The sequence below is a fragment of the Streptomyces sp. NPDC047043 genome (assembly GCF_040644055.1).
Classification (GTDB): Bacteria; Actinomycetota; Actinomycetes; order Streptomycetales; family Streptomycetaceae; genus Streptomyces.
In genome coordinates this window covers 1-20,572 of the sequence record NZ_JBEYVO010000036.1, presented here as the reverse complement: position 1 = coordinate 20,572, position 20,572 = coordinate 1, and the positions used below count along the sequence as shown (strand labels likewise).

At 71.9% G+C, this 20,572-nt stretch carries 20 protein-coding genes and 1 pseudogene; 10 read left to right on the top strand and 11 right to left on the bottom strand.

Going from position 1 to position 20,572, the window contains the following annotated elements:
* Positions 1–24: 24 nt before the first annotated feature.
* Positions 25–2,175 carry a SpoIIE family protein phosphatase gene (locus ABZ880_RS42930; protein ID WP_361275302.1) on the bottom strand — a complete coding sequence of 717 codons (2,151 nt, stop codon included), beginning with the start codon at positions 2,173–2,175 and terminating at the stop codon, positions 25–27.
* A gap of 261 nt (positions 2,176–2,436) precedes the next feature.
* On the opposite strand from ABZ880_RS42930, the gene trxA reads away from it, so the two are divergent.
* Positions 2,437–2,823 carry a thioredoxin gene (gene trxA / locus ABZ880_RS42925; protein ID WP_361275299.1) on the top strand — a complete coding sequence of 129 codons (387 nt, stop codon included), beginning with the start codon at positions 2,437–2,439 and terminating at the stop codon, positions 2,821–2,823.
* Positions 2,824–2,841: 18 nt separating this feature from the next.
* On the opposite strand, the gene ABZ880_RS42920 is transcribed toward trxA, so the two are convergent.
* The 3 genes from ABZ880_RS42920 to ABZ880_RS42910 are packed head-to-tail and all read right to left on the bottom strand — an operon-like array spanning position 2,842 to position 6,557.
* Entirely contained in the window at positions 2,842–4,278 is a 1,437-nt protein-coding gene (locus ABZ880_RS42920) for an aldehyde dehydrogenase family protein (RefSeq protein WP_361275296.1), read from the bottom strand.
* A 30-nt stretch (positions 4,279–4,308) separates the two neighbouring features.
* Positions 4,309–5,487, bottom strand: a complete 1,179-nt coding sequence (locus ABZ880_RS42915) for a 4-hydroxybenzoate 3-monooxygenase (RefSeq protein ID WP_361275294.1) — start codon at positions 5,485–5,487, stop codon at positions 4,309–4,311.
* A 17-nt stretch (positions 5,488–5,504) separates the two neighbouring features.
* Positions 5,505–6,557, bottom strand: coding sequence for a LacI family DNA-binding transcriptional regulator (locus ABZ880_RS42910; protein WP_361275291.1), 1,053 nt, complete (start codon positions 6,555–6,557; stop codon positions 5,505–5,507).
* Positions 6,558–6,717: 160 nt separating this feature from the next.
* On the opposite strand from ABZ880_RS42910, the gene ABZ880_RS42905 reads away from it, so the two are divergent.
* Positions 6,718–7,392: a TetR/AcrR family transcriptional regulator C-terminal domain-containing protein gene (locus ABZ880_RS42905; protein WP_361275289.1), complete on the top strand. Its 675-nt coding sequence runs from the start codon at positions 6,718–6,720 to the stop codon at positions 7,390–7,392.
* A gap of 126 nt (positions 7,393–7,518) precedes the next feature.
* A complete protein-coding gene (locus ABZ880_RS42900; protein WP_361275287.1) occupies positions 7,519–8,652 on the top strand; it encodes an NAD(P)/FAD-dependent oxidoreductase in 1,134 nt (377 codons plus the stop codon).
* Between the two features lie 7 nt (positions 8,653–8,659).
* Here ABZ880_RS42900 and ABZ880_RS42895 read toward each other — a convergent pair whose 3' ends face one another.
* Positions 8,660–9,343 carry a TetR/AcrR family transcriptional regulator gene (locus ABZ880_RS42895; protein WP_361275284.1) on the bottom strand — a complete coding sequence of 228 codons (684 nt, stop codon included), beginning with the start codon at positions 9,341–9,343 and terminating at the stop codon, positions 8,660–8,662.
* A gap of 100 nt (positions 9,344–9,443) precedes the next feature.
* Between ABZ880_RS42895 and ABZ880_RS42890 the strand changes: the two genes are divergently transcribed.
* Positions 9,444–10,007, top strand: a complete 564-nt coding sequence (locus tag ABZ880_RS42890) for an NAD(P)H-dependent oxidoreductase (RefSeq protein WP_361275282.1) — start codon at positions 9,444–9,446, stop codon at positions 10,005–10,007.
* A gap of 117 nt (positions 10,008–10,124) precedes the next feature.
* Here the strand turns inward: ABZ880_RS42890 and ABZ880_RS42885 are convergent, their stop codons facing one another.
* Positions 10,125–11,030, bottom strand: coding sequence for a LysR family transcriptional regulator (locus ABZ880_RS42885; RefSeq protein WP_361275510.1), 906 nt, complete (start codon positions 11,028–11,030; stop codon positions 10,125–10,127).
* A 117-nt stretch (positions 11,031–11,147) separates the two neighbouring features.
* On the opposite strand from ABZ880_RS42885, the gene ABZ880_RS42880 reads away from it, so the two are divergent.
* Positions 11,148–11,363, top strand: coding sequence for a hypothetical protein (locus tag ABZ880_RS42880; RefSeq protein ID WP_361275280.1), 216 nt, complete (start codon positions 11,148–11,150; stop codon positions 11,361–11,363).
* A gap of 32 nt (positions 11,364–11,395) precedes the next feature.
* Here ABZ880_RS42880 and ABZ880_RS42875 read toward each other — a convergent pair whose 3' ends face one another.
* Together ABZ880_RS42875 and ABZ880_RS42870 are read right to left on the bottom strand one after the other, a co-directional pair.
* Positions 11,396–12,277, bottom strand: coding sequence for an LLM class F420-dependent oxidoreductase (locus tag ABZ880_RS42875; RefSeq protein WP_361275278.1), 882 nt, complete (start codon positions 12,275–12,277; stop codon positions 11,396–11,398).
* 72 nt (positions 12,278–12,349) lie between these two features.
* Positions 12,350–13,330: a metalloregulator ArsR/SmtB family transcription factor gene (locus ABZ880_RS42870; RefSeq protein WP_361275276.1), complete on the bottom strand. Its 981-nt coding sequence runs from the start codon at positions 13,328–13,330 to the stop codon at positions 12,350–12,352.
* A gap of 56 nt (positions 13,331–13,386) precedes the next feature.
* Between ABZ880_RS42870 and ABZ880_RS42865 the strand changes: the two genes are divergently transcribed.
* The 3 genes from ABZ880_RS42865 to ABZ880_RS42855 all read left to right on the top strand — a co-directional run bounded on the left by ABZ880_RS42865 (position 13,387) and on the right by ABZ880_RS42855 (position 16,159).
* Complete coding sequence (locus tag ABZ880_RS42865) at positions 13,387–14,673, top strand: MFS transporter (protein WP_361275274.1); 1,287 nt, start codon at positions 13,387–13,389, stop codon at positions 14,671–14,673.
* The gene (locus tag ABZ880_RS42860) at positions 14,640–15,629 is read left to right on the top strand and encodes an FkbM family methyltransferase (RefSeq protein ID WP_361275271.1); all 990 of its coding nucleotides are present in this window, start codon (positions 14,640–14,642) and stop codon (positions 15,627–15,629) included. The genes ABZ880_RS42865 and ABZ880_RS42860 overlap by 34 nt, the downstream gene beginning before the upstream one ends.
* Before the next feature lie 215 nt (positions 15,630–15,844).
* On the top strand, positions 15,845–16,159 hold the full coding sequence (locus tag ABZ880_RS42855; RefSeq protein WP_361275268.1) for a hypothetical protein: 315 nt from the start codon (positions 15,845–15,847) through the stop codon (positions 16,157–16,159).
* Positions 16,160–16,207: 48 nt separating this feature from the next.
* Here the strand turns inward: ABZ880_RS42855 and ABZ880_RS42850 are convergent, their stop codons facing one another.
* Entirely contained in the window at positions 16,208–17,203 is a 996-nt protein-coding gene (locus ABZ880_RS42850) for a TerC family protein (RefSeq protein WP_361275266.1), read from the bottom strand.
* Positions 17,204–17,418: 215 nt separating this feature from the next.
* Between ABZ880_RS42850 and ABZ880_RS42845 the strand changes: the two genes are divergently transcribed.
* Positions 17,419–18,393 carry an alpha/beta hydrolase gene (locus tag ABZ880_RS42845; RefSeq protein WP_361275265.1) on the top strand — a complete coding sequence of 325 codons (975 nt, stop codon included), beginning with the start codon at positions 17,419–17,421 and terminating at the stop codon, positions 18,391–18,393.
* Between the two features lie 190 nt (positions 18,394–18,583).
* Complete coding sequence (locus tag ABZ880_RS42840) at positions 18,584–19,594, top strand: helix-turn-helix domain-containing protein (RefSeq protein WP_361275262.1); 1,011 nt, start codon at positions 18,584–18,586, stop codon at positions 19,592–19,594.
* Between the two features lie 43 nt (positions 19,595–19,637).
* Here ABZ880_RS42840 and ABZ880_RS42835 read toward each other — a convergent pair.
* Together ABZ880_RS42835 and ABZ880_RS42830 are read right to left on the bottom strand one after the other, a co-directional pair.
* Positions 19,638–19,868: pseudogene (locus ABZ880_RS42835) on the bottom strand (hypothetical protein); the annotation flags it as partial.
* Between the two features lie 48 nt (positions 19,869–19,916).
* The coding region (locus tag ABZ880_RS42830) for a transposase (RefSeq protein WP_361275260.1) at positions 19,917–20,572 on the bottom strand (656 nt) is incomplete at its 5' end.

Genomic DNA, 20,572 nt, shown 5'->3' with positions numbered 1-20,572 from the left:
TTCGATACACGCCCTGGGTGAGCCCTAGGTGTTCTCGGCGAGGGGTGCCTGCGCCCGCAGGCTGTCCGGGCGCAGGAGGATCAGGGCGACGTCGTCCGTGCGGTCCTTGTCGGCGCCGAGTTCCTGCGTGATGTGACGTGCTGCGTCTTCGGCCGGACGCTCGTGGTGCGTGCCGAGGGTGTGGACGAGGGCTTGGATGCCGGTGGAGAGGTCGGTGCCGATGCGTTCGACGAGTCCATCGGTGTAGAGGGCGAGCAGCGAACGCGGGGGCAGGGGGACCTCGCGCGAGGAGTAGGCCGCTTCCTTGGTGATGCCGAGCAGCAGGCCGGCATCGAGGTCCAGGGTGGTCGCCGAACCGTCGGGCGCGGTGAGCACGGGCGGCAGGTGTCCGGCGTTGGCCAGGCAGGCGAGGTGTGTTTCCAGGTCGATGCGTGCGTACAGGCAGCTGGTGAACAGGTCGGTGTTGAGGTCGGTCAGCAGGCGGTTGGTGCGGGCGAGGACCTCGTGCGGTGCGGCACCCGCGGTGGCGTGCGCGTGGATGGCGGTGCGCACCTGTCCCATGAGGGCGGCGGCGGTGACGTTGTGCCCCTGCACGTCGCCGATGACGGCGGCCACGGTGTGCTCGTCCAGCCGGATGAGGTCGTAGAAGTCTCCGCCGATGTCCATGCCGTGGGTGGCGGGCAGGTAGCGGGCGGCCACGTCCAGTCCGGGCACGGTGGGCAGGGCGTGGGGCAGGAGGCCCTGCTGCAGGCTCTGGGCGAGGGCGTGTTCGGTGTCGTAGAGGCGGGCCCGGTCGAGGGCCTGGGCGATCAGGCCGCTCAGTGAGGTCATGGCCGCGCGTTCCTCGGCCGGGAAGACGTGCGGGCGGTCGTAGGCCAGGACGCACGTGCCGACCGGGCGCCCGGAGGCCGTCAGGGGCAGGAAGGCCCAGGCGGCCATCCCGTCGTCCCTGCCGACGCGTGCCGGGTAGGTGGCCTCCAGTTCCGCGCGGTCGGAGAAGAATCCGGCGGTGGCCTCCGTCAGTGCCGCCACGCCGGGTGTGGCGGACGTCAGGGGCGTGCCGTCGAAGCGCCGCATGGTCTCGGGCGGGTAGCCGTGGTGGCCCACGATGCGCAGGCGCCCGCCCTCCGCCGCAAGAATCACGAGTGCTTGAGCGCCGAAGGCCGGCAGTACGGTGTCCGCGACCAGGGCAACCACGTCGTTCACGCTGACGGCTTCGGTGAGCGCGCCCGCGAGGTGCATCAGGTGGTAGAGGGATCCGAGTCGGGTCGTCGCCGCGGCGGGGGCGGAGGCCGACGGTGCCGGGACGTCGTGGCCGCGTTGGGCCCCGGTGATGAGGACGCTGATGCCGGTGTCGTCGGGGTGGAGGTGGAAGTCGAGCCACCGCCCGTCGGGGTGGCGGGCGGTGAAGAGCGTGTTCTGTCTGCTGATGACCGCCGTGCGGTAGCGGTCTTCGTAGACGGGGTCGTCGAGCCAGCGCACGGACTCCCAGGGCAGGGTTTCCATCAGGGCTGACGCGTCGCTGCCCAGCAGGTCGGCCGCGGCGGGGTTCAGGTGGACGATGCGACCGTGCAGATCGAGGGAGACACAGCCCTCGGGCAGACGCCGCGAGAAGGCGGCGGCAGCCCCGTCACCGGGGGACGCCTTGCCCGGCGCGGTGTCCAGGGCGCGTGGCTGGTCCGACGGCCCGAAGGCGCCGGACCCGCTGTGGGCGCAGTGCAGGACGGTGGCCAGCAGCGAGCACTCGGCTTCCAGCCGGTCCCGCACGGGCGGACTGAGCGGTCGCTGCCGGGAGCCGGGCCACATCAGCAGCAGAGCTCCCAGCACCGTGTCCTCGTGCACCACCGGCGCCGCGGCGAGGGCGAAGTTGTACGGCAGGACGAGGGCGGCGCGGGGGTATCGGCGGGCCATTTCCTGCTGGCTGTCCACCTCCACCACGGCCCGGGCGGCGACGGCATCGGTGACGGGCAGCGCATGGGTCAGGGCCACCCGATGCCAGGGCGCGGCGAACTCCGGCGGCACGCCGACGATGTTCTCCAATGTCAGGACGGCCTCACCGGGCGGCAGCAGCCACAGGCCCCCGGCATGGGCGCCGGTCTGCTCGACCGCGTCGAGGACGACGTGGTCCACCAGGCGCCGAGCCGCCTGCTGCCGGTGCACCTCCGCCGCTGTCATCGGTACCCCCTGCCGGCGGTGAGCCCGGGCCGGCCGACGCCGGTCATGCGCTCACCTGGCGCTGCGAGTGCCTGCGGGCATGTCGCGCTGACCACTGGAGCCCGTCCATAGCGGGACAATAACGCCAAAGAGCCTGCGCTGCGACGGTCGGTCCGGTGGGTGGTGTGCTCCGTGGCCACAGGGGTAGGGGCGCGGAATACGTGACCGGCCGTCCGTGTTGTGCCGACGGCTTCGACCGACACCAGGAAGAGGGATAGACGCATGAGCAGCACCGTGGAGCTCACCAAGGAGAACTTCGACGAGACGGTCACGGACAACGAGTTCGTCCTGATCGACTTCTGGGCGTCCTGGTGCGGGCCGTGCCGTCAGTTCGCCCCGGTCTACGAGAAGGCCGCCGAGGACAATCCGGATCTGGTGTTCGGCAAGGTGGACACCGAGGCGCAGCCGGAGCTGGCCGCGGCCTTCGGTATCCAGTCGATCCCCACGCTGATGATCGTCCGCGACCAGGTCGCCGTGTTCGCGCAGCCGGGCGCGCTGCCCGAGGCCGCCCTGACGGACGTCATCGGACAGGCGCGCAAGCTGGACATGGACGAGGTCCGCAAGGCGGTCGCGGCGCAGCAGGCGCAGGCCGAGCAGAACGGTCAGTAAGCCCCCGCTCCGGCAGATCTAGAAGGGGTACGGCGCCACGTCCCCGCGCACCGTCGTCCAGCGCACGTCGGTGAAGGCCTCCAGGTTGGCCTCGCCGCCGAAGCGGGCGCCGGTGCCGGACGCGGCGACGCCGCCGAAGGGCGCCACGGCCTCGTCGTTGACCGTCTGGTCGTTGATGTGGACGATGCCGGTCGGGATGCGCTCGGCGAGGTCGAGGCCGCGGGCCGCATCCTGGGTGACGATGCCCAGGGAGAGGCCGTATTCGCCCGCCGAGGCCAGGGCGGCCGCCTCGTCGGGGGTGGCGAAGGCCCGTACGGGTGCGACCGGGCCGAAGACCTCCTCGGCGTAGGCGGGGGTGTGGTCGTCGACGCCGGCGAGGACGGTCGGCCGGTAGAAGAGCTTCTCGTGGGTGCCGCCGGCGGCCAGCTTGGCGCCGCCGGCCGTGCTGGCCTGCACCAGGCCGTGGATCTTGGCGAGCTGGTTGTCGTCGATGATCGGGCCGAGGTGGACCTGTTCGCGGTGCGGGTCGCCGACCGCGAGGGAGTCGGCCTTGGCGGCGAGGCGCTCGACGTACTCCTCGTACAGGGACTGGTGGACGAGGTGGCGGCCGGTCGTCATGCAGATCTGGCCCTGGTGGAAGAACGAGCCCCAGGCGGCCGTCGAGATCACCGCGTCGAGGTCGGCGTCCTCGAGCACGACCAGGGCGGAGTTGCCGCCGAGTTCGAGGTGGACGCGCTTGAGGTGGCGGCCGGCCGCCTCGCCGACGGCGCGGCCCGCCGCCGTGGAGCCGGTGAAGGAGATGACGGGGATCTGCGGGTCGGCGACCAGGGCCTGGCCGGCGTCGGGGCCACCGGGCAGCACGTGCAGCAGGTTCTCGGGCAGACCCGCCTCGGCGAAGATCGCGGAGATGAGGAGGCCGCCGGAGACCGCGGTGCGCGGGTCCGGCTTCAGGACGACCGCGTTGCCGAGCGCGAGGGCCGGGGCGACCGAGCGGATCGAGAGGATCAGCGGGGCGTTGAACGGGGAGATCACGCCGACCACACCGACCGGGACGCGCCGCGTGTAGGACAGCCGGGGTGCCTCGCTGGGCAGGATCTGTCCGGCCGGGCGGGAGGCGAGGGCGGCGGCCTCGTAGCACTCCTGGGCGGCGACGTGCAGTTCGAAGTCGGCCTTGCCGGGGATGTTGCCGGGCTCGCGGACGAGCCATTCGCGCAGCTCGTCGGCGTGCGCGGCGAACAGGTCGCCGGCCTTGCGCAGCACTCCGGCGCGGACGAAGTGCGGGACGCGGGCCCAGTCGGCCTGGGCGGCGCGGGCGGCCGTGGCGGCCGGGCCGACGTCCGCGGCCGAGGCGAGGGTGACGGTGGCGAGGGTGTCCCCGGTGGCGGGCTCCGTAACGGCGTACTCCGGTCCCGACAGGGGGCGGGACTGCCAGGTCTTCGGGTCGAGCAACGGCATGACGGCTCTCCGTTTCGTCACCGGCGGGACTCAGATCATGAGTGGAAGTCCCGAGTAGTTCGCGGCCAGTTCGGCCGCCGCGTGGCGGGATGAGGCGATCCGGCGCAGCCGTGCGAGCTGCAGTCGGTTCTCGAACGCATCCCCATCTGGTTGAGCGTGCAACATCTTAGTCATGTCGTACGAGAATCGCGTGGCCTGCCACACGCGCTCGAGGCACATCTGCGAATAGGTGTCGAGGAGTTGCTCGGATCCGGTGCGGTGCCACTCGGCGAAGGCGCGGCCGAGGACGCGGATGTCGGAGACGGCGAGGTTGAGGCCCTTGGCGCCGGTCGGCGGCACGATGTGGGCGGCGTCCCCGGCCAGCAGCAGCCGGCCGTGCCGCATCGGCTCGTGGACGTAGCTGCGCATCGGGGTCACGGCCTTGGCGGTGATCGGGCCGCGGTGCAGGGTCCAGTCGGCGTCGATGGCGAAGCGGGCGGCGAGCTCGTCCCAGATGCGCTCGTCGGGCCAGTCGTCGGGGTCGGTGCCGTTGGGGACCTGCAGGTAGAGGCGGGATACGTGCGGGGAGCGCATGCTGTGCAGGGCGAAGCCGTTCTCCCCGCGCGCGTAGATCAGCTCGTCGCAGGAGGGCGCCACGTCGGCGAGGATCCCGAGCCAGGAGTACGGATAGTCGTGCGCGTACGAGCGGCCGGTCTCGGGTGGGAAGGTGTCGCGGGAGATGCCGTGGAAGCCGTCGCAGCCGATCACCCAGTCGCAGCTCAGGGTCTGCTCGCGGCCCTCGTGCAGGAAGCGCACCACGGGTGAGGCGCTCTCCGGCTTCTCGATCTCGAGGGCCTCGGCCTCGAACAACAGCGGTGGCCCGTCGGCCAGTTGGAGGGCGACGAGGTCCTTCACGATCTCGGTCTGGGCGTAGATCGTGACGGTACGGCCGCCGGTGAGGGCGGGGAAGTCGATGTGGTGGCGTTCGCGGTCGAAGCGCAGCTCGATGCCCTGGTGGACCAGGCCCTCGGCCTCCAGGCGTTCGGCGGCGCCGCAGGCGCGCAGCGCGTCGACCGTGCCCTGCTCCAGCATTCCGGCGCGCTGGCGCTGCTCGACGTACTCCCGGTCCCTGGCCTCCAGGACGACGCAGTCGATGCCCGTGCGGTGCAGCAGCCGGGCCAGGAGCAGTCCGGCGGGGCCGCCGCCGATGATGCCGACCGTCGTGCGCATGCCCGCCTCCCGGGGGTTCAGCTGGAGTCGCGGTGGACCACCGTGGCTCCCAGTACCTTGTGTGTCTCGGGCGCGGCGCCGGGGTTGCGGACCGCGCGGTCGACCAGTTCGGCGAGGTCGCGGCCGGACGGCAGCTCGATGTGGACCGTGCTCAGCCGGGGCCGCAGGAGCCGGCCGAGCATGAGGTCGTCGGCGCCGATGACGGCCGTGTCCTCGGGTATGCGCACGCCCTGGTCCTGCAGGGCGCGCATCAGCAGCATCGCGTACTCGTCGTTGTACGCGAACACGGCGTCGAGGTCGAGTGCGCGCCAGCGGGCGGCGAGGCGGGCGGCGGATCCCTCGTCGTAGGCGAGGGGCAGTTCGGTGACCGTGGCGTCGGTGGCGTGCAGGGCGCGGCGCACGCCGTGGAGACGGGGCAGGGAGAAGGCCTCCAGGCCGTCCTCCTCGGGCACGACGACGCCGACGCGCCGCCGGCCTCGGTCGAAGAGGTGGCTGCCGGCGCAGTGGCCGACGGTCTCGTGGTCCATCAGCAGGGCGTGGGCGCCCTCGACGGAGTCGGGGCCGAGGGTGACGACGGCGCGGGCGCCGGAGCGCTTGAGCACCGTGACGCCCTTCGGGCCCACGAGGCCGGAGCCGCCGGGCACCAGGACGGCGACCGGGCGCAGCTCGGCCCAGGCGCGGGCGGCCTCGTCACCGTGCAGGCCGACGCTGCCGTGCTGCACGACCGTGTAGTCGAGGCGGCCGAGTGCCATCTGCAGATCGCTGAGGAACTGGCTGTAGAGCGGGCCGACAGGGAAGGTCGGCGCGGGCATCAGGACCATGCGGCTGTGCCCGGCGCGCAGACTGCGGGCGGCCGCGTGCGGCACGTATCCGAGTTCCTTCGCGGCCTCGTGGACCCGGCGCCGCGTGGGCTCGCTGATCCGTACGGCACTGGTGTTGTTGAGGACGTAGGAAACGGTCGCGCGCGAGACGCCGGCCAGGCGGGCCACATCGGCACTCGTGGGCACGGAGCGCGGTGCGGGCGACGAGGACGCGGGCGTTTTCGGTATCTGCACCATGACGTACGGCATCTTTGCAGAACCTTCGCCGACGGCTCCGGGTGGGGGAACTTCGCAATCAAGCCGTAGCGCGCGGCAGCCTCGCGCAGGTAGGGGCGAGGGTCCTCAGCCATTTTACGAACATGTTCGTCACGAACTTGTTCGGAGCGAACATGTTCGTTACCGTGGTGGCATGACAGACCGCCCCGACACCCCGCGCAGCCGCCGTGAGCGCCCTGCCAAGCCCGCTCTGACCAGGGAGGGCATCGTGGCCGCGGCCGTTGCGGTGCTGCGGGCCGAGGGGCTGCAGAAGGTGACCATGCGGCGCCTGGCCCAGGAGCTCGACACCGGCCCGGCCTCGCTGTACGTGTACGTCCGCAACACCGCGGAGCTGCACGCCGCTGTCCTGGACGAACTGCTGGGGACGGTCGGGCCGGCCCCGGCCGAGGGTTCGTGGCGGGAGCGGCTGGAGCAGGTGCTCACCTCATACACCGCGATGCTCTTCGAGCACCCGAGCCTGGCCCGCTCCGCGCTGACGGCCTGGCCGAGCGGCCCGCACTACCTGAACCTGATCGAGACGCTGCTGGCCCTGCTCGACGAGGGCGGCGTCCCGCCTGCGCAGGCCGCGTGGGGCGTGGACCTGCTGCTCCAGCACGCCACCGCGACGGCCGCCGAGCACGCCGGCGAAGGGCAGTCCGAGGAGGACTGGGACGCCCTGCGCCGCGCCGTCCGCGACATCTCCGAGCGCACCCATCCGCACATCGCCGCGCTCCGCGGCGACCTGCTGTCGGGGGCGCCCGAGGCCCGACTGTCGTGGGGGCTGCGGACGCTGATCGCCGGCATCGAGCGGACCGCCGTACCCGATTGATCCGGCGGACCGCCGCACCCGAACGACCTGAGGGCCACCGGCCTACCCGGCGCCCCGAGGGTGGACCGCCAGGCCCGACCGACCTGCGGGCGGACCGCCGTACCGACCGACCTGAAGGAGTACGACATGACCACGCATCACCCCATAGCCGTCGTCGGCGCCGGTCTCGGCGGTCTCGCACTCGCCCGTGTGCTGCAGGTGCACGGCATCGAGGCCGCCCTCTTCGACCTGGACGCCTCCCCCGCCGCCCGCACGCAGGGCGGCATGCTCGACATCCACGAGGAGTCCGGGCAGACGGCGCTGCGTGCGGCCGGGCTCTACGAGGAGTTCCGGGCGCTGGTGCATCCGGGCGGCGAAGCCTTGCGGGTCCTCGACAAGGACGCGGTGGTCCGCCTGGAGCGGGCCGACGACGGCCACGGCGGTCGCCCCGAGATCGACCGCGGCGACCTGCGCGACCTGCTGCTCGGCTCACTGCCCGAGGGCACCGTCCGCTGGGGTGCGAAGGTCACCGCGGCGCGGCCGCTCGGTGGCGGCCGGCACGAGGTGGCGCTCGCGGACGGCACGGTGTTCACCACGGACCTGCTGGTCGGCGCCGACGGCGCCTGGTCGCGGATCCGTCCGCTGGTCTCGGACGCCCAGCCCGCCTACACCGGTGTCTCGTTCGTCGAGGTGGACCTGCCCGACGCGGACCTGCGCCATCCGGTGAGCGCCGAGGTGGTCGGCGGCGGCATGCTGTTCGCGCTCGGGGCGGGGCGGGGCTTCCTCGCGCACCGCGAGACCGACGGCAGCCTGCACATCTACGTCGCGCTGGAGGCCGCCGAGGAGTGGCTCGACGGCATCGACTTCACCGACGCCGAAGCGGCCAGGGCGGCCGTACTGGAGCACTTCGCGGACTGGGACAAGAGCCTGCGGGCGCTGGTCGACGACGCCGACGGGGCCCTGGTCCCGCGACGCATCCATGCCCTGCCGGTCGGGCATCGCTGGGAGCGCGTCCCGGGCGTCACGCTGCTCGGGGATGCCGCGCATCTGATGTCCCCGTTCGCGGGCGAGGGTGCCAACCTGGCGCTGCTGGACGGCGCGGAACTGGGACGGGCCCTGGCCGCGCACCCGGGCGACACCGAGGCGGCCCTGGCCGCCTACGAGGAGAAGATGTTCCCCCGCAGCGAGTTGTTCGCCGCCGAGTCGGCGCGCAGTGGCGCGATGCTGTTCCGCGCCGACGCACCGCAGGGCCTGCTGGACATGTTCGCCGCCCACGCCTGAGGCGAGCTCAGCAGGAGGGTCGGGTGCCGGTGACGCGGTCGACCAGGTCGACCCAGCCGGCCTCCAGGCGCTCCATGGGCATCCCGCACTGCCGGGTCAGATGGTGGATCAGGGCGGGGTCGAGATAGCCCATCAGCGTCTGGGCGAGGAGTTCGCAGTCGGCGTCCGGGACGATCTGCCGCAGCAGGACCAGCACATGCGTGTGCATCGCCCGCAGCGAGGGGTGGGAGAACCTGCGGGTCGGTTCCGGCTGGGCGGCCAGCTGCAGGTCCAGCTGCTCGACCGCGCGATAGAGCACCGCCACGCCGAACGCCCGCAGCCGCTCGATCGCGGGCGCGCCGGGACCCAGCGGCGGGGGCCCGCCGAGGAAGTCGGCCTGCAGCTTCTTCGCCGAGTGATCCAGCAGCGCCGTCAGCAGTCCGGTGCGGTCGCCGAAGCGCCGGAAGACGGTTCCCTTGCCCACCTTCGCCGCCGCGGCCACGGCCTCCATCGTGACCCCGGCCACCCCGTGCTCCGCGATCAGACGCGTGGCGGCCTCCAGCAGCCGGGCGCGGTTGCGGGCCGCGTCGGCCCGCAGGCAGGGCTCGTCGGGCGCCGCCGGGCCGACCTCCAGCAACTGGGGCGTCTCGAAGGGCTCCTGGGGCTTCGGGAAGGGCGGCAGGGAGGCGGACATGAAGACAGCGTAAAGCATCGGGAACAAAACTGGACCGCGGTCCGCTTAGGGTGCTAGAAAGTTTAAGCGGACCTCGGTCCGGATCGTTACGGCAATGTTTCAGCCCCTTGGAGTTCGCATGTCTGTTCGTATCCTCGCGCTCGTCGGCAGTCTCCGTGCCGGTTCGCACAACCGCCAGCTCGCCGAGGCGGCCGTCAAGTTCGCGCCCGAGGGTGCGGACGTGGAGATCTTCGAGGGTCTCGCCGAGATCCCGTTCTACAACGAGGACATCGACGTCGAGGGCAGCGTCCCGGCCCCCGCCGCGAAGCTCCGTGAGGCCGCGCAGGCCGCCGACGGCTTCCTGCTCTTCTCCCCCGAGTACAACGGCACCATCCCGGCCGTCCTGAAGAACGCCATCGACTGGCTGTCCCGCCCGTACGGCGCCGGCGCCTTCGGCGGCAAGCCCGCCGCCGTGGTCGGCACCGCGTTCGGCCAGTTCGGCGGCGTCTGGGCGCAGGACGAGACCCGCAAGTCCCTGGGTATCGCCGGCGCCAAGGTGCTGGAGGACGTCAAGCTTTCCATCCCCGGCTCCGTGGTCCGCTTCGCCGAGACCCACCCGGCCGACGACACCGAGGTCGCCGAGCAGCTGACCGAGGTGATCGCGAGCCTGCACGGCCACGCGGGCCAGGTCGCTGCCGCCTGACCTGCACGGACACACCCCTGAAGGGCCGGAGCCGACCAGCTCCGGCCCTTCTGCACGCCGGGCCCGTGCCGGAACCCGTGCGTCCAGCCTTCGTGCCCCCCGCATGGGATCCGCGCGTCAGGCCACCGCCGTCGGCGCCAGTTCCCGCAGTTCCTGCAGCGCGACCGCGACCGCGGGGCGCTCCCGGCCGCCGCGGCGGGTGCAGGTGAGCAGTTTGCGGTGCGGGTTGCCGGTGCAGCGCACGCGGGCGATCGGCAGGTGCGGGGTGAGGTGGGCCAGCCGGGGGATCAGGGCGACGCCGAGCCGGTTGGCGACCAGGTGGGCGGTGACGTTCCAGTCCAGCGCGTGATGGACGACGTCCGGACTGAACCCGGCCTCCCCGCACGCGGACATCACGTGCGGGCGGCAGGGGCTGTCGGGCACCGGGGCGATCCAGGTCTCGTGCGCCGCGTCCGAGAGGTCGACCCGAGCCCGCCCGGCCAGCGGATGATCCTCCGGTACGACGAGATCGAACGGGTCGTCCAGCAGCGGCTGTTGGTCGAAGCGGGCGTCGCTCAGCGGAGGGTTGTGCGGGGTGGCCTCGACGATGGCCAGGTCGGTCTCGCTCTCGAAGAGCAGGTCGAAGCTCTCCGGCACCCCGGTCTCCTGGATGCGCACGGACAGCCGTGGATGGCGTTCCTGCAGCCGGGCGGCCATCGGCGCGAGCAGCACGGAGACGGCCACGGGAAAGCCGCTCACCCGCAATGGTCCGGCCGGGTCGCAGTGATCGGCCTGCAGGTCGAGTTCTGCCTGCAGCCACCGGGCCTCGATCGCGTCGGCGTGCGCGAGCAGGCTCTCGGCGGCCGGGGTGAGCCGGACCCCGCGGCCCTGCGGCTCCAGGAGGTCGACGTCGAGGTCACGGGCGAGCTGGCGGATCTGCTGGGAGGCCGCGGACGGGGTGAAGTGCAGGGCGCGGGCGGCCGCGGTGACCGTGCCGTAGTGGGCCACCGCCCTCAGGACGTGCAGTCGGCGCAGGTCAATCATGAAGCCCACGCTTCAAGGTGACGTCCAGAAAGTCAACCTGGACGTGTACGAATCCTGTGCCGCACCCTGGGGGTGTCGCGACGGTCACCAGATCCCACGTACAAGGAGTTCGCCGCCATGACCAGCACCACCGGCACCGCCTGCCCGCACTGCGGCTGGCCCGACGGCGCCGAGCCCTTCCAGGTGGTGTCCCGGCACGCCACGGCCGCGGGCAGCACACTGTGGACCCGCTGCGCCTGCGGCTCGCTGCAGGTCCGGATGGTCGACAACTGCGGCACGCGCATCGTCTCCCGCAGCCGCCCCGCCGCCTGCACCCGGCCGGAAGCCTCCTGACCGTGTCGTACCGGCCCGAACCCGGGCCGGGCTCAGGCCAGTTCGGCCAGCCGCCCGGCAGCCGGGGCGACGAAGCGCTCCATCCACGCGGACGTCTCACCGAGGCGCGGCGACAGGATCACGGTGTCGATGCCGAGCTTCGTGTAGCCGCCGATGTCGCGGGTGAAGGCGTCGAGGTCGCCCTCGGTGGCCGGGGCGCCGGAGTAGGCGACGGTCTTGCGGATCGCGTCGTAGTCGCGCCCCTCCGTCTCGCAGTGCCCGCGCAGCACGTCGAGCTTGTGGCGGACCTCCTCCGGCGACGTCGCGAACAGGTTGCACGCGTCCCCGTATCTGGCGACCAGGCGCAGGGTCTTCTTCTCGCCGCTTCCGCCGATCATGATCTCGGGGTGCGGGCTGCTGACCGGCGCCGGTACGCACAGCGTCTCCGCCAGCCGGTAGTGCTTGCCCTCGAAGGGGCCGTTCACCTCCGGGTCCCACATCTGCAGACAGATCCGCAGCGCTTCCTCCAGCCGTTCGAAGCGCTCGGCGAGCGGCGGGAAGGCGACGCCGAGCCCTTCGTGCTCCCGGTCGTACCAGGCGGCCCCGATGCCGAGGGTGGCGCGGCCGCCGGACAGCACGTCCAGCGTGGTGGCGATCTTGGCGAGCAGGCCGGGGTGGCGGTAGGTCACGCCGGTCACCAGCGCGCCGAGCCGGATCGTGGAGGTCTGCGCGGCGAGGTAGCCGAGGGTGGTGTAGGCCTCCAGCATGGGGTCCTCGGCGCCGCCGTTGAACTCCATCTGGAAGTAGTGGTCCATGACGGACAGCCAGCTGACCCCGGCCGCCTCGGCGGCGGCGCCCGCGGCGGCGAGTTCGGCGCCGAGTGCGTGCGCTCCGCCGCTGTTGTCGAACCGGTTGATGTGTACGCCCACCCGCATGCCCGTCTCCGTCCGCGCGGCCCGTCTGTGTCACCGTCTTCGGTGACGCTAGATCTTCGAGCGCTCTCGAAGTCAAGCACCGGCGGCGAGTTGGTCCCCGAGCGTGCTGCGCCGGTACAGCACGCGGCGCCCGTCGCGGGCCCGTGTGACGAGCCCGGTCGCGTGCAGCACCTTCAGGTGCTGGGAGACGGCGCTGGGTGTCACGCCGAGCAGACGGGCGATCTCTACGGTGGGCAGGGGTTCGGCGAGCAGCCGCAAGACCGTGGTCCGGGGCGCGCCGAGCAGCGCGGACAGCGCCGAGGAATCGGGGTCGGGGGCGGGTTCCCACAAGGTGGCGGCGCCCCGGCTCGGGTAGGCCAGCATCGGGGATTCGTCGGCGCCGAGCGGCGGCGCGGGCTTGTGCGCGAACAGGGACGGCACCAGGCGCAGTCCGCGCCCTGCCGCGTCCACCCGGTGGCGGCCGATCATCCGGTCGATGCGCAGTTCCCCGTCCTGCCAGCGCACATTGCGGTGCAGGTCGGAGAAGAGGAACTGGGCCCCGCCCGTGGCCAGTTGCCGGGCCCGGTGGGTGATGTCGGCCTCCAGCACGAGCCGCATCCGAGGCCAGTCCGGCAGCAGCGCCAACTCCCAGTAACGGAGCAGGAGTTCACACACCTCCTCCAGCAACTCCGCGACGGGCGCCGCACCGGGTGCGGCGATCTGCCGCAGCGCCTGGGGCAGAGGGTGCGGTGCGTGCGCCGCGTACAGATCGCGTCGTACGACGTCGTCGGGCGTGGCGCGTACGACGGCCAACTGATCGTCGATGGTGGGCGCGAAGGTCCTCGGGCGGGGCGTGAGGAAGTCGGGCAGGGCCAGACTCTCGCCGACCAGCGCCGTCAGCAGCCGGGCGTCGGCAGGGGCGAGGCGGGCGAGGACGGAGCGGCGCCAGGGGACGTGCAGCGGGAAGAGGGCCGGCGCGCGGAGGGCTCGTAGGCTGCCCATGACCTCGCGCAACGGCGAGATCGCGAACCGGGTGTCCGCCAGGTCCTCGACGTCGAGCAGGAAGCTGATCATTAAGCCTCCGGCTACATCCTTTGGCAACCGCCCGTCACTGCCGTGGACTTCGGCACATGACGGATCACAACTCCCGGCAGCCTACCGCCGGGCACCGGCTGATTCTGCTGCTGTCCCTGACCTGCGGGGTCGCCGTGGGCAACGTCTACTTCCCGCAGGCGATCAGCCCGTTGGTGGCCACCGGCCTCGGCGTCTCCCCCGGTGCGGCCGCCTCGGTGGTGACCGCGACGCAGTTCGGGTACGCGGCGGGGATCTTCCTGCTCGTCCCGCTCGGCGACCGGCTGGCCCCGCGGCGGCTGATCGTCACACTGCTGACGCTGACCGGAGTGGGCCTGCTCGCCGCGAGCAGCGTGCGGACGCTGCTGCCGCTCGCCGCCGCGAGTGTCCTGGTCGGTGTGACGACGGTGATCGCCCCGCTCGCCGGCCCGCTCGCGGCCGGTCTGGTGCCCGCCCAGCGCCGCGGAGTGGTCGGCGGCACCCTGCTGAGCGGATCCATCGCCGGCATGCTGCTCTCGCGCACCTTCGGCGGCGCCCTCGGCGACTGGCTGGGCTGGCGGGCCCCGTACGCCCTGTCCGCGGCGCTGTCCCTGACGGTCGCCGCCCTCCTGTCCCGCGCCCTGCCCGCCACTGCCCCGCCCGCCACGCACCGCTACCCGGCCCTGCTCGCCGAGCCGCTGCGCCTGCTGCGCACCGAACCCGAGCTGCGCCGCTCCAGCCTCTACCAGGCCGCGGTGTTCGCCGGATTCTCCGCCGTGTGGACCGGCGTGGCCCTGCTGCTGACGGGCCCGGTGTACGGCCTGAGTGCGCGGTCGGCCGGGCTGCTCGCGCTGGTCAACGCGGCGACCATGCTGTGCACCCCGGTGGCGGGACGGATCGTGGACCGGCGGGGACCGGATGCGGTGAACCTCGTCTGCTTCGCGGTGGTCGGCGTCTCGGCGCCGGTCCTGGCCTTCGGCGGGCTCGGCGGGGCGGGCGGCATGGCCGCGCTGGTGGTCGGCACGCTGCTGCTCGACGTCGGGATGCAGTCCGGGATGGTCGCCAACCAGGTGCGGATCTACGGCCTCGGCGCGGGCGTCCGCAGTCGGCTCACCACCGCGTACATGACCTGCGCCTACCTCGGCGGCACGGCCGGCTCCTGGCTGGGCGCCCGCGCCTACGCCCGTTTCGGCTGGTCAGGGGTATGCACGGTGGTCGCCGCGCTGACCGCGGTGGCGCTCGCCCGGCACCTGGCGGCAGGGCGAGTTCACAGGCAAGACCAAGTTCGTTCAAAGCGAGGACCACTTCCGGTCACGTCTGGAAGGGTGACCGGATGCAGACCCTCTACCGACGACTGCTCAAGCTGATGCCCCGACTGGGCGTGCAGGTGACCGACCTCGGACCGGGTGACGCGGTGGTCTCCCGGCGCGGCGGACGGGCCCGCACCCCGCTCGGGCCGGGCGCCGACCTGCTCACCAGAGACGACGGCCGGTACGCGGTGACCGGCGCCGGCAAGGACACCTGGGTGGTGGCGCGGACCAAGGCCCCGGGCCGGTGGCAGAGCGTCCCACTCGGCGACAGCGGCGCACGGCTGCTGCTCGACGAGCAGGCCGGAGAGGACGAGCGCAGGGTGCAGCTGGCGGCCGCCGAGTACCTGTGCACGCAGCACGTCGCCGCGATGCTCGGCTTCTACGGCGTGAACTGCGTCTTCGACGTCGGGGCGAACGCCGGGCAGTACGCCAGGAGGCTGCGCCGCTTCGGCTACACCGGCCGGATCGTGTCCTTCGAGCCCACCGCGGACGCCTTCGAGCGGCTGTCGAAGGCCGCCGCGGAGGATCCCGAGTGGCAGGTGCACCACCTCGGCCTGGGCCGCGAGAACACGGTCAGCTCCATCCACACGGGCTGGAACACGATGAACTCCCTGCTGCCGCCCAGCGAGTACGGCCGCGGCCGCTACCAGCGGTTCACCAAGACCCGCACCGAGGAGATCCGCATCCGCCGCCTGGACGACCTGGTGGACGAGGCGCTCGACGGCATCGACGAGCCGCGCCCGTTCCTGAAGATGGACACCCAGGGCTACGACCTCGAGGTCTTCGCCGGCGCCGGGGACCGCATCGGTGACTTCGTGGGCCTGCAGTCCGAGGTCGCCGTACTGCGGCTGTACGAGGGCAGCCCGAAGATGGGCGAGGCCGTGGCGACGTACGAGGACAGCGGCTTCGAGATCACCGGCATGTACCCGGTGACGCGCGAGGCGGCCACCGGGCGGGTGGTCGAGTTCGACTGCGTGATGATGCGCGCGAAGGCCGCCCCCCAGACGGACTGAGCCGTTCTCCGGTACGTTCGTGTCGCCGGGAGGTCGGGGCGTCTGGGGGTCGCGTGCTGAACACACTGGTGACGACTGCGGCCGGGGCTCTTTCCGCCACGGTGGGCGTTTTGGTCGGCGGTCTCGTCACCCGTCGCGCCCAGGGCCGCCAGTAGCTGCGTGACCAGCAACTTACCGCCTATCAGGAGCTGTTCGGCCACTACGCCAGGTTCACGATGGAACTCAGGCGAGCGCACGCCGACCGGCGCGGCTGGGACTACGACTGGGGCGAGTGGAACGCGGCCTTGATGCGCGTGAGCCTGATCGCCTCTCGGGAGGTCGCCACCGAGATCGATGCGTTCGGCCGCGCCATCAACGCGTTCCTTGGCTCGGTGGCGCGAGGACGCGACCCACGGACGGATCCGGTGAGTCCGGAGGAGTTCGAGCAGGCCAGACAGGCGCCTGCCGAGGCGCAGGTCAGGCTGGTCAACGCCATACGAAGGTCACTCAACAATGATCAAAAAGGGCTGACCTTCGGAATCGGCGGGTAGACGGCACCCCGAACGTGATCAGGTTGCTGTCGACCGGCCGAGCCCGCGCTACACGGTGCCGGAGGCCTCGGCCGCCCCCTGCTTCACCTGGTCCTCCTGCGCCTCCTGCTTCTTCGAGGCCCGCAGGCTGGTGATCGTCGTGATCGTCAGGACGAGCACGATGAAGCCGAGGGAGACCGGGATGGAGATCTCCGGGACGTGCACCCCGGACTCGTGCAGTGCGTGCAGCACCAGCTTGACGCCGATGAAGCCCAGGATGATCGACAGGCCGTAGCTGAGGTGGACCAGCTTCTTGAGCAGTCCGCCGATGAGGAAGTACAGCTGGCGAAGACCCATCAGGGCGAAGGCGTTCGCGGTGAACACGATGTACGGGTCCTGGGTCAGCCCGTAGATGGCGGGGATCGAGTCGAGCGCGAACAGCACGTCGGTGGAGCCGATCGCCAGCATCACGACCAGCATCGGCGTCATCACGCGCTTGCCGTTCTGCTCGATCCACAGCTTGGTGCCGTGGTAGCGGTCGGCCACACCGAAACGCTTCTCCACTGCCCTGAGCAGCTTGTTCTCCTGGTACTCCTCCTCGTGCTCCTCCTTGCGGGCGTCCTGGATCAGCTTCCAGGCGGTCCAGATCAGGAAGGCGCCGAAGAGATAGAACACCCAGGAGAAGGCGGAGATGATCGCCGCGCCCGCGGCGATGAACACGGCCCGCAGCACCAAGGCCACCAGGACGCCGACCATCAGCACCCGCTGCTGGTACTGCGTCGGCACCGCGAACTTCCCCATGATCAGGACGAACACGAAGAGGTTGTCGACGCTCAGCGACTTCTCCGTGATGTACCCGGCGAAGAACTCACCGGTGGGCTTGGCACCGCCGAAGACCAGCAGTCCGACACCGAAGACGCAAGCCAGGACGACCCAGACGATCGTCCAGATGCCGGCTTCCTTGACCGACACGTCGTGCGGCTTGCGGCCGATGAAGAGGTCGACGGCTACGAGCGCGCACAGGACGGCGACTGTCAGCAGCCAGACGGTGAGGGATACGTTCACGGGTGGTGCTCCTGGTGCGAGTGGGGGTTTCGAAAGCGTCGTCATGGAAAGCGATCTCTGCCACCCCGCACAGGTGAACAAAAGGTCATGAGCTGGTATGGAGCGGCTACCCGCCGTTCGGCGGGCAGGTTCCGCCGGACGGCGGCGGTCCCGGCGGCGGCCGATGCGGCGACCATGGCGGACAAGAGCCGCCGCGCCCCGCGTCAGGAGAGACCATGACCTACGTTCCGCCGCCGTTCGACCCCGAGCTCGCCGCCGCCCTGGAGCTGATCAAGGAGGTGGTGCGCCCCGGCCTCACCCTCGACGAGATCGACCTGGTGCGTCAGGGGCCGGGTATCGAGCTGCTGGCCCAGCTCGACCTGACCGTGGGCGGGTTCTTCGAGGTCGAGGATCGTACGGTGCCCGGGCCCGAGGGCGAGCCCGACATCTCGCTGCTGATCTGCCGCCCCGCCGCCCCGTCCGATTCCGGTCCCCGGCCCGTCATCTACCACGTCCACGGCGGTGGCATGATCATCGGGAACAACCGGGTCGGCGTGGACGTGCCGCTGGCGTGGGCGAAGGAGCTGGACGCGGTCGTGGTGTCGGTGGAGTACCGGCTGGCCCCGGAGGATCCGTATCCGGCGCAGATCGAGGACGCGTACGCCGGCCTGGTGTGGACGGCGGAGCACGCGGCGGAGCTCGGCGCGGACCCGGAGCGGATCGTCGTCGCGGGCGCCAGCGCCGGCGGCGGGCTGAGCGCGGCACTGGCCCTGCTCACCCGGGACCGCAAGGGCCCGCAGCTCGTCGGCCAGGTGCTGATGTGCCCGATGCTGGACGACCGCAACGACACCCCGTCCTCCCACCAGATGGCGGGCCTGGGTGTCTGGGACCGTACGGCCAACGAGACCGGCTGGACGGCGATGCTCGGCGCCTCGCGCGGCGGCCCGGACGTCTCCCCCTACGCCGCACCGGCCCGCGCCGAGGACCTGACCGGCCTGCCCCCGGCCTTCCTCGACGTCGGCTCCGCGGAGACCTTCCGCGACGAGGTCGTCGCCTACGCCTCCCGGATCTGGCAGGCCGGCGGCGTGGCCGAACTGCACGTCTGGCCGGGCGGCTTCCACGGCTTCGACGGCTTCGCCCCGCAGGCGGCACTGTCGCAGGCGGCCCGGACGGCACACTTGGCGTGGCTGCGCAGGCTCATCGGCGGGTGAGGTACGCGCTGTACGGACCGGGCCCCGATCCTCGTCCGGGATCGGGGTCGCCGCGTCCGAGGCGGTGCACCGCCCGGCGCATGCCACGGGTGAGTCCGCACCATCCGCGACGGCCGCCACCTGGTGTGAGCCGGAACGAACCGGTCGGGCGGGGCTCCCCTTCCCGGGACCCGTACCGCACCATGTGCGTATGAAAGAGCTGGCGGGACGACTGACCGCGCTGGATCCGGATGCCGGGGCCGCGGTGCAGGTCATCTCCTACTTCGACCGGCTGTCCGAGAGCAGGGCCGGGCTGGAGGCCCTGGTGCGCGGGGCGGCCGTGCTGGCCGGGTGTCCGGCGCGGCTGGTGGACACCGGCCGGCGCGTGCGGGTGCGGGTCGAGCCCGACGGTGCGCGCAAGGACACCGACACCCCGCCGGACGCGGACTGGCCGTGTGCCGCGCTGGAGCCCGGCGGCCTCCCGGCGCTGTGGCTGGAGCGTGCCGCGTCCGAGCCGAGCGTGGTCGACGCGGTGATCCTTGAGCGGGCCGCCGGTGCCATTCGGCTGGTCCTGGACCGCACCCGGGGCCGCGCCCCGGCCTCCCCCGCCGACGACCCGGCGTTGGTGGAGACGCTGCTGGACGCCACGGTGCCCGAACCGGCCCGGCTGCACGCGGCCCGCCGCCTCGGCGCCGACCCCGCGGACCCGGCCGTACGGATGCGGGCTCTGGCGCCGAGCGACGGCCGGCCCCGGATCATGGTGGCGCCCGCCGCGCAGGCCGAACTGCCCGCCGGGCGCCTGGGGGTGGGGCCCGCCATGGCGGTGCTCGACCTGCCCCGTTCCTGGGCCCAGGCCCGCACCGCCCTGCGATTCACGGCCGAGGGCACCGCGCAGGATCCCGGCCCGCGTGTGGTGTACGCCGACGAGCTCGGCGGTATCGCCCTGCTCGCCGACCTCGTCGTACCCGGCGCCGAGCCGCCGCCCGACGTCCGCGCCCTCGAAGCGGCGGCCGCGGCGGTGCCGGGGCTGCTGGCCACGCTGCACGCCGTGGCCCATACGGCGAGTCAGCGGGCGGCGGCCGCCGAGATCAACGTGCACCACTCCACGCTCCAGGACCGGCTGACCCAGGCCGAGCACCTGCTCGGCTGGCCGCTGCGCACTCCGCAGGGCCGACTGCGGCTCCAACTGGCGCTGACGATGCGGCACTTGGCGCGGGCCTAGGGTCTATCTGGCGGATCAGCCCGGCGTCAGCTGGCCCTGGCGGTCACCGGAACTCGTGCACGACCTGGATCTCGCCCACGATGTGGGCGTTGAACTCGTCGAGGTCCTCGGCCGGGACCCACAGCTCGAGGATGGTCTTCCCGCCCGCCTGCTGTACCGGGTAGCGGCTCAGGAACTCGGTGTCGACCTCGAAGCGGGTGACGTATCCGGCGCCGTCGTGCTTGACGTTCCAGTCCCGTGCGATCTTGACGGCGTAGTCCTCGTTGAGCACCGGTTGAAGTTCTCCCCTCCCTTCGCTTGCGCTCAGGAAGGGGATTCCTGTCTACCTTGCGGCGACGGGTTTGACGGTGTTACCCGCCCTGCGACCGCGCCTTCCGGCGGCCGGGACCTCCACGATGACGTGGCCGATCCGGTACAGGTGCAAGATGTTCCTCGCTGCGTTCCAGTCGGCGTTCGCCGTCCAGCCGCACTCGGGGTTCTTGCAGGCGAACAGTTCCTGGCTCTGTCGGCTGCCGGGAGTGGTGCAGCCGCAGGCTGAGCATCGCTGGGAGGTGTTCGGGGCGGGGACCTTGACGAGCCGGCCGCCGTAGCGGGCGGTCTTGTACGTCAGCATCGTCACGGTCCGCCCCCACGCCTCCTGGGCGATGGAGCGGTTGAGTCCGGCCTTCGCCCTGGCCCCGTTGCGCAGGAACCCGCCCTGCTGCTCGGGGTCGGGCTGGGGGGCGGGGCTCTTGGTCATGCCGAGGATGTTGAGCTGTTCGACCACCAGCACGCCGTAGGTGCGGGCGAGGTGGGTGGTGGTCTGGTGCTGCCAGTTGAGGGCTCGTCGCGTGGCTTTTGCTCGGAGCTGCTTGATCTGGTCGTAGGTGTGCTGCAACCGCTTGGAGGTCTTCTCCCCGCGTTTGCGGAACGTGTTGCGGTGCGCGGCCTGCCGCTCCAGCGTGAGGAGCTTGGCCTTCTCCTTCGCAGTCAGCCACT

Bases quoted from the DNA above. Each gene is read 5' to 3' on its own strand.
- ABZ880_RS42905 (WP_361275289.1), top strand. From the start codon at position 6,718: ATGACAGACCGCCCCGACACCCCGCGCAGCCGCCGTGAGCGCCCTGCC.
- ABZ880_RS42845 (WP_361275265.1), top strand. From the start codon at position 17,419: ATGACCTACGTTCCGCCGCCGTTCGACCCCGAGCTCGCCGCCGCCCTG.
- ABZ880_RS42915 (WP_361275294.1), bottom strand. From the start codon at position 5,487: ATGCGCACGACGGTCGGCATCATCGGCGGCGGCCCCGCCGGACTGCTC.
- ABZ880_RS42860 (WP_361275271.1), top strand. From the start codon at position 14,640: ATGCAGACCCTCTACCGACGACTGCTCAAGCTGATGCCCCGACTGGGC.
- ABZ880_RS42885 (WP_361275510.1), bottom strand. From the start codon at position 11,030: ATGATTGACCTGCGCCGACTGCACGTCCTGAGGGCGGTGGCCCACTAC.
- ABZ880_RS42880 (WP_361275280.1), top strand. From the start codon at position 11,148: ATGACCAGCACCACCGGCACCGCCTGCCCGCACTGCGGCTGGCCCGAC.
- ABZ880_RS42890 (WP_361275282.1), top strand. From the start codon at position 9,444: ATGTCTGTTCGTATCCTCGCGCTCGTCGGCAGTCTCCGTGCCGGTTCG.
- ABZ880_RS42865 (WP_361275274.1), top strand. From the start codon at position 13,387: ATGACGGATCACAACTCCCGGCAGCCTACCGCCGGGCACCGGCTGATT.
- ABZ880_RS42875 (WP_361275278.1), bottom strand. From the start codon at position 12,277: ATGCGGGTGGGCGTACACATCAACCGGTTCGACAACAGCGGCGGAGCG.
- ABZ880_RS42895 (WP_361275284.1), bottom strand. From the start codon at position 9,343: ATGCTTTACGCTGTCTTCATGTCCGCCTCCCTGCCGCCCTTCCCGAAG.
- ABZ880_RS42930 (WP_361275302.1), bottom strand. From the start codon at position 2,175: ATGACAGCGGCGGAGGTGCACCGGCAGCAGGCGGCTCGGCGCCTGGTG.
- ABZ880_RS42900 (WP_361275287.1), top strand. From the start codon at position 7,519: ATGACCACGCATCACCCCATAGCCGTCGTCGGCGCCGGTCTCGGCGGT.
- ABZ880_RS42840 (WP_361275262.1), top strand. From the start codon at position 18,584: ATGAAAGAGCTGGCGGGACGACTGACCGCGCTGGATCCGGATGCCGGG.
- ABZ880_RS42920 (WP_361275296.1), bottom strand. From the start codon at position 4,278: ATGCCGTTGCTCGACCCGAAGACCTGGCAGTCCCGCCCCCTGTCGGGA.
- trxA (WP_361275299.1), top strand. From the start codon at position 2,437: ATGAGCAGCACCGTGGAGCTCACCAAGGAGAACTTCGACGAGACGGTC.
- ABZ880_RS42870 (WP_361275276.1), bottom strand. From the start codon at position 13,330: ATGATCAGCTTCCTGCTCGACGTCGAGGACCTGGCGGACACCCGGTTC.
- ABZ880_RS42855 (WP_361275268.1), top strand. From the start codon at position 15,845: ATGGAACTCAGGCGAGCGCACGCCGACCGGCGCGGCTGGGACTACGAC.
- ABZ880_RS42910 (WP_361275291.1), bottom strand. From the start codon at position 6,557: ATGCCGTACGTCATGGTGCAGATACCGAAAACGCCCGCGTCCTCGTCG.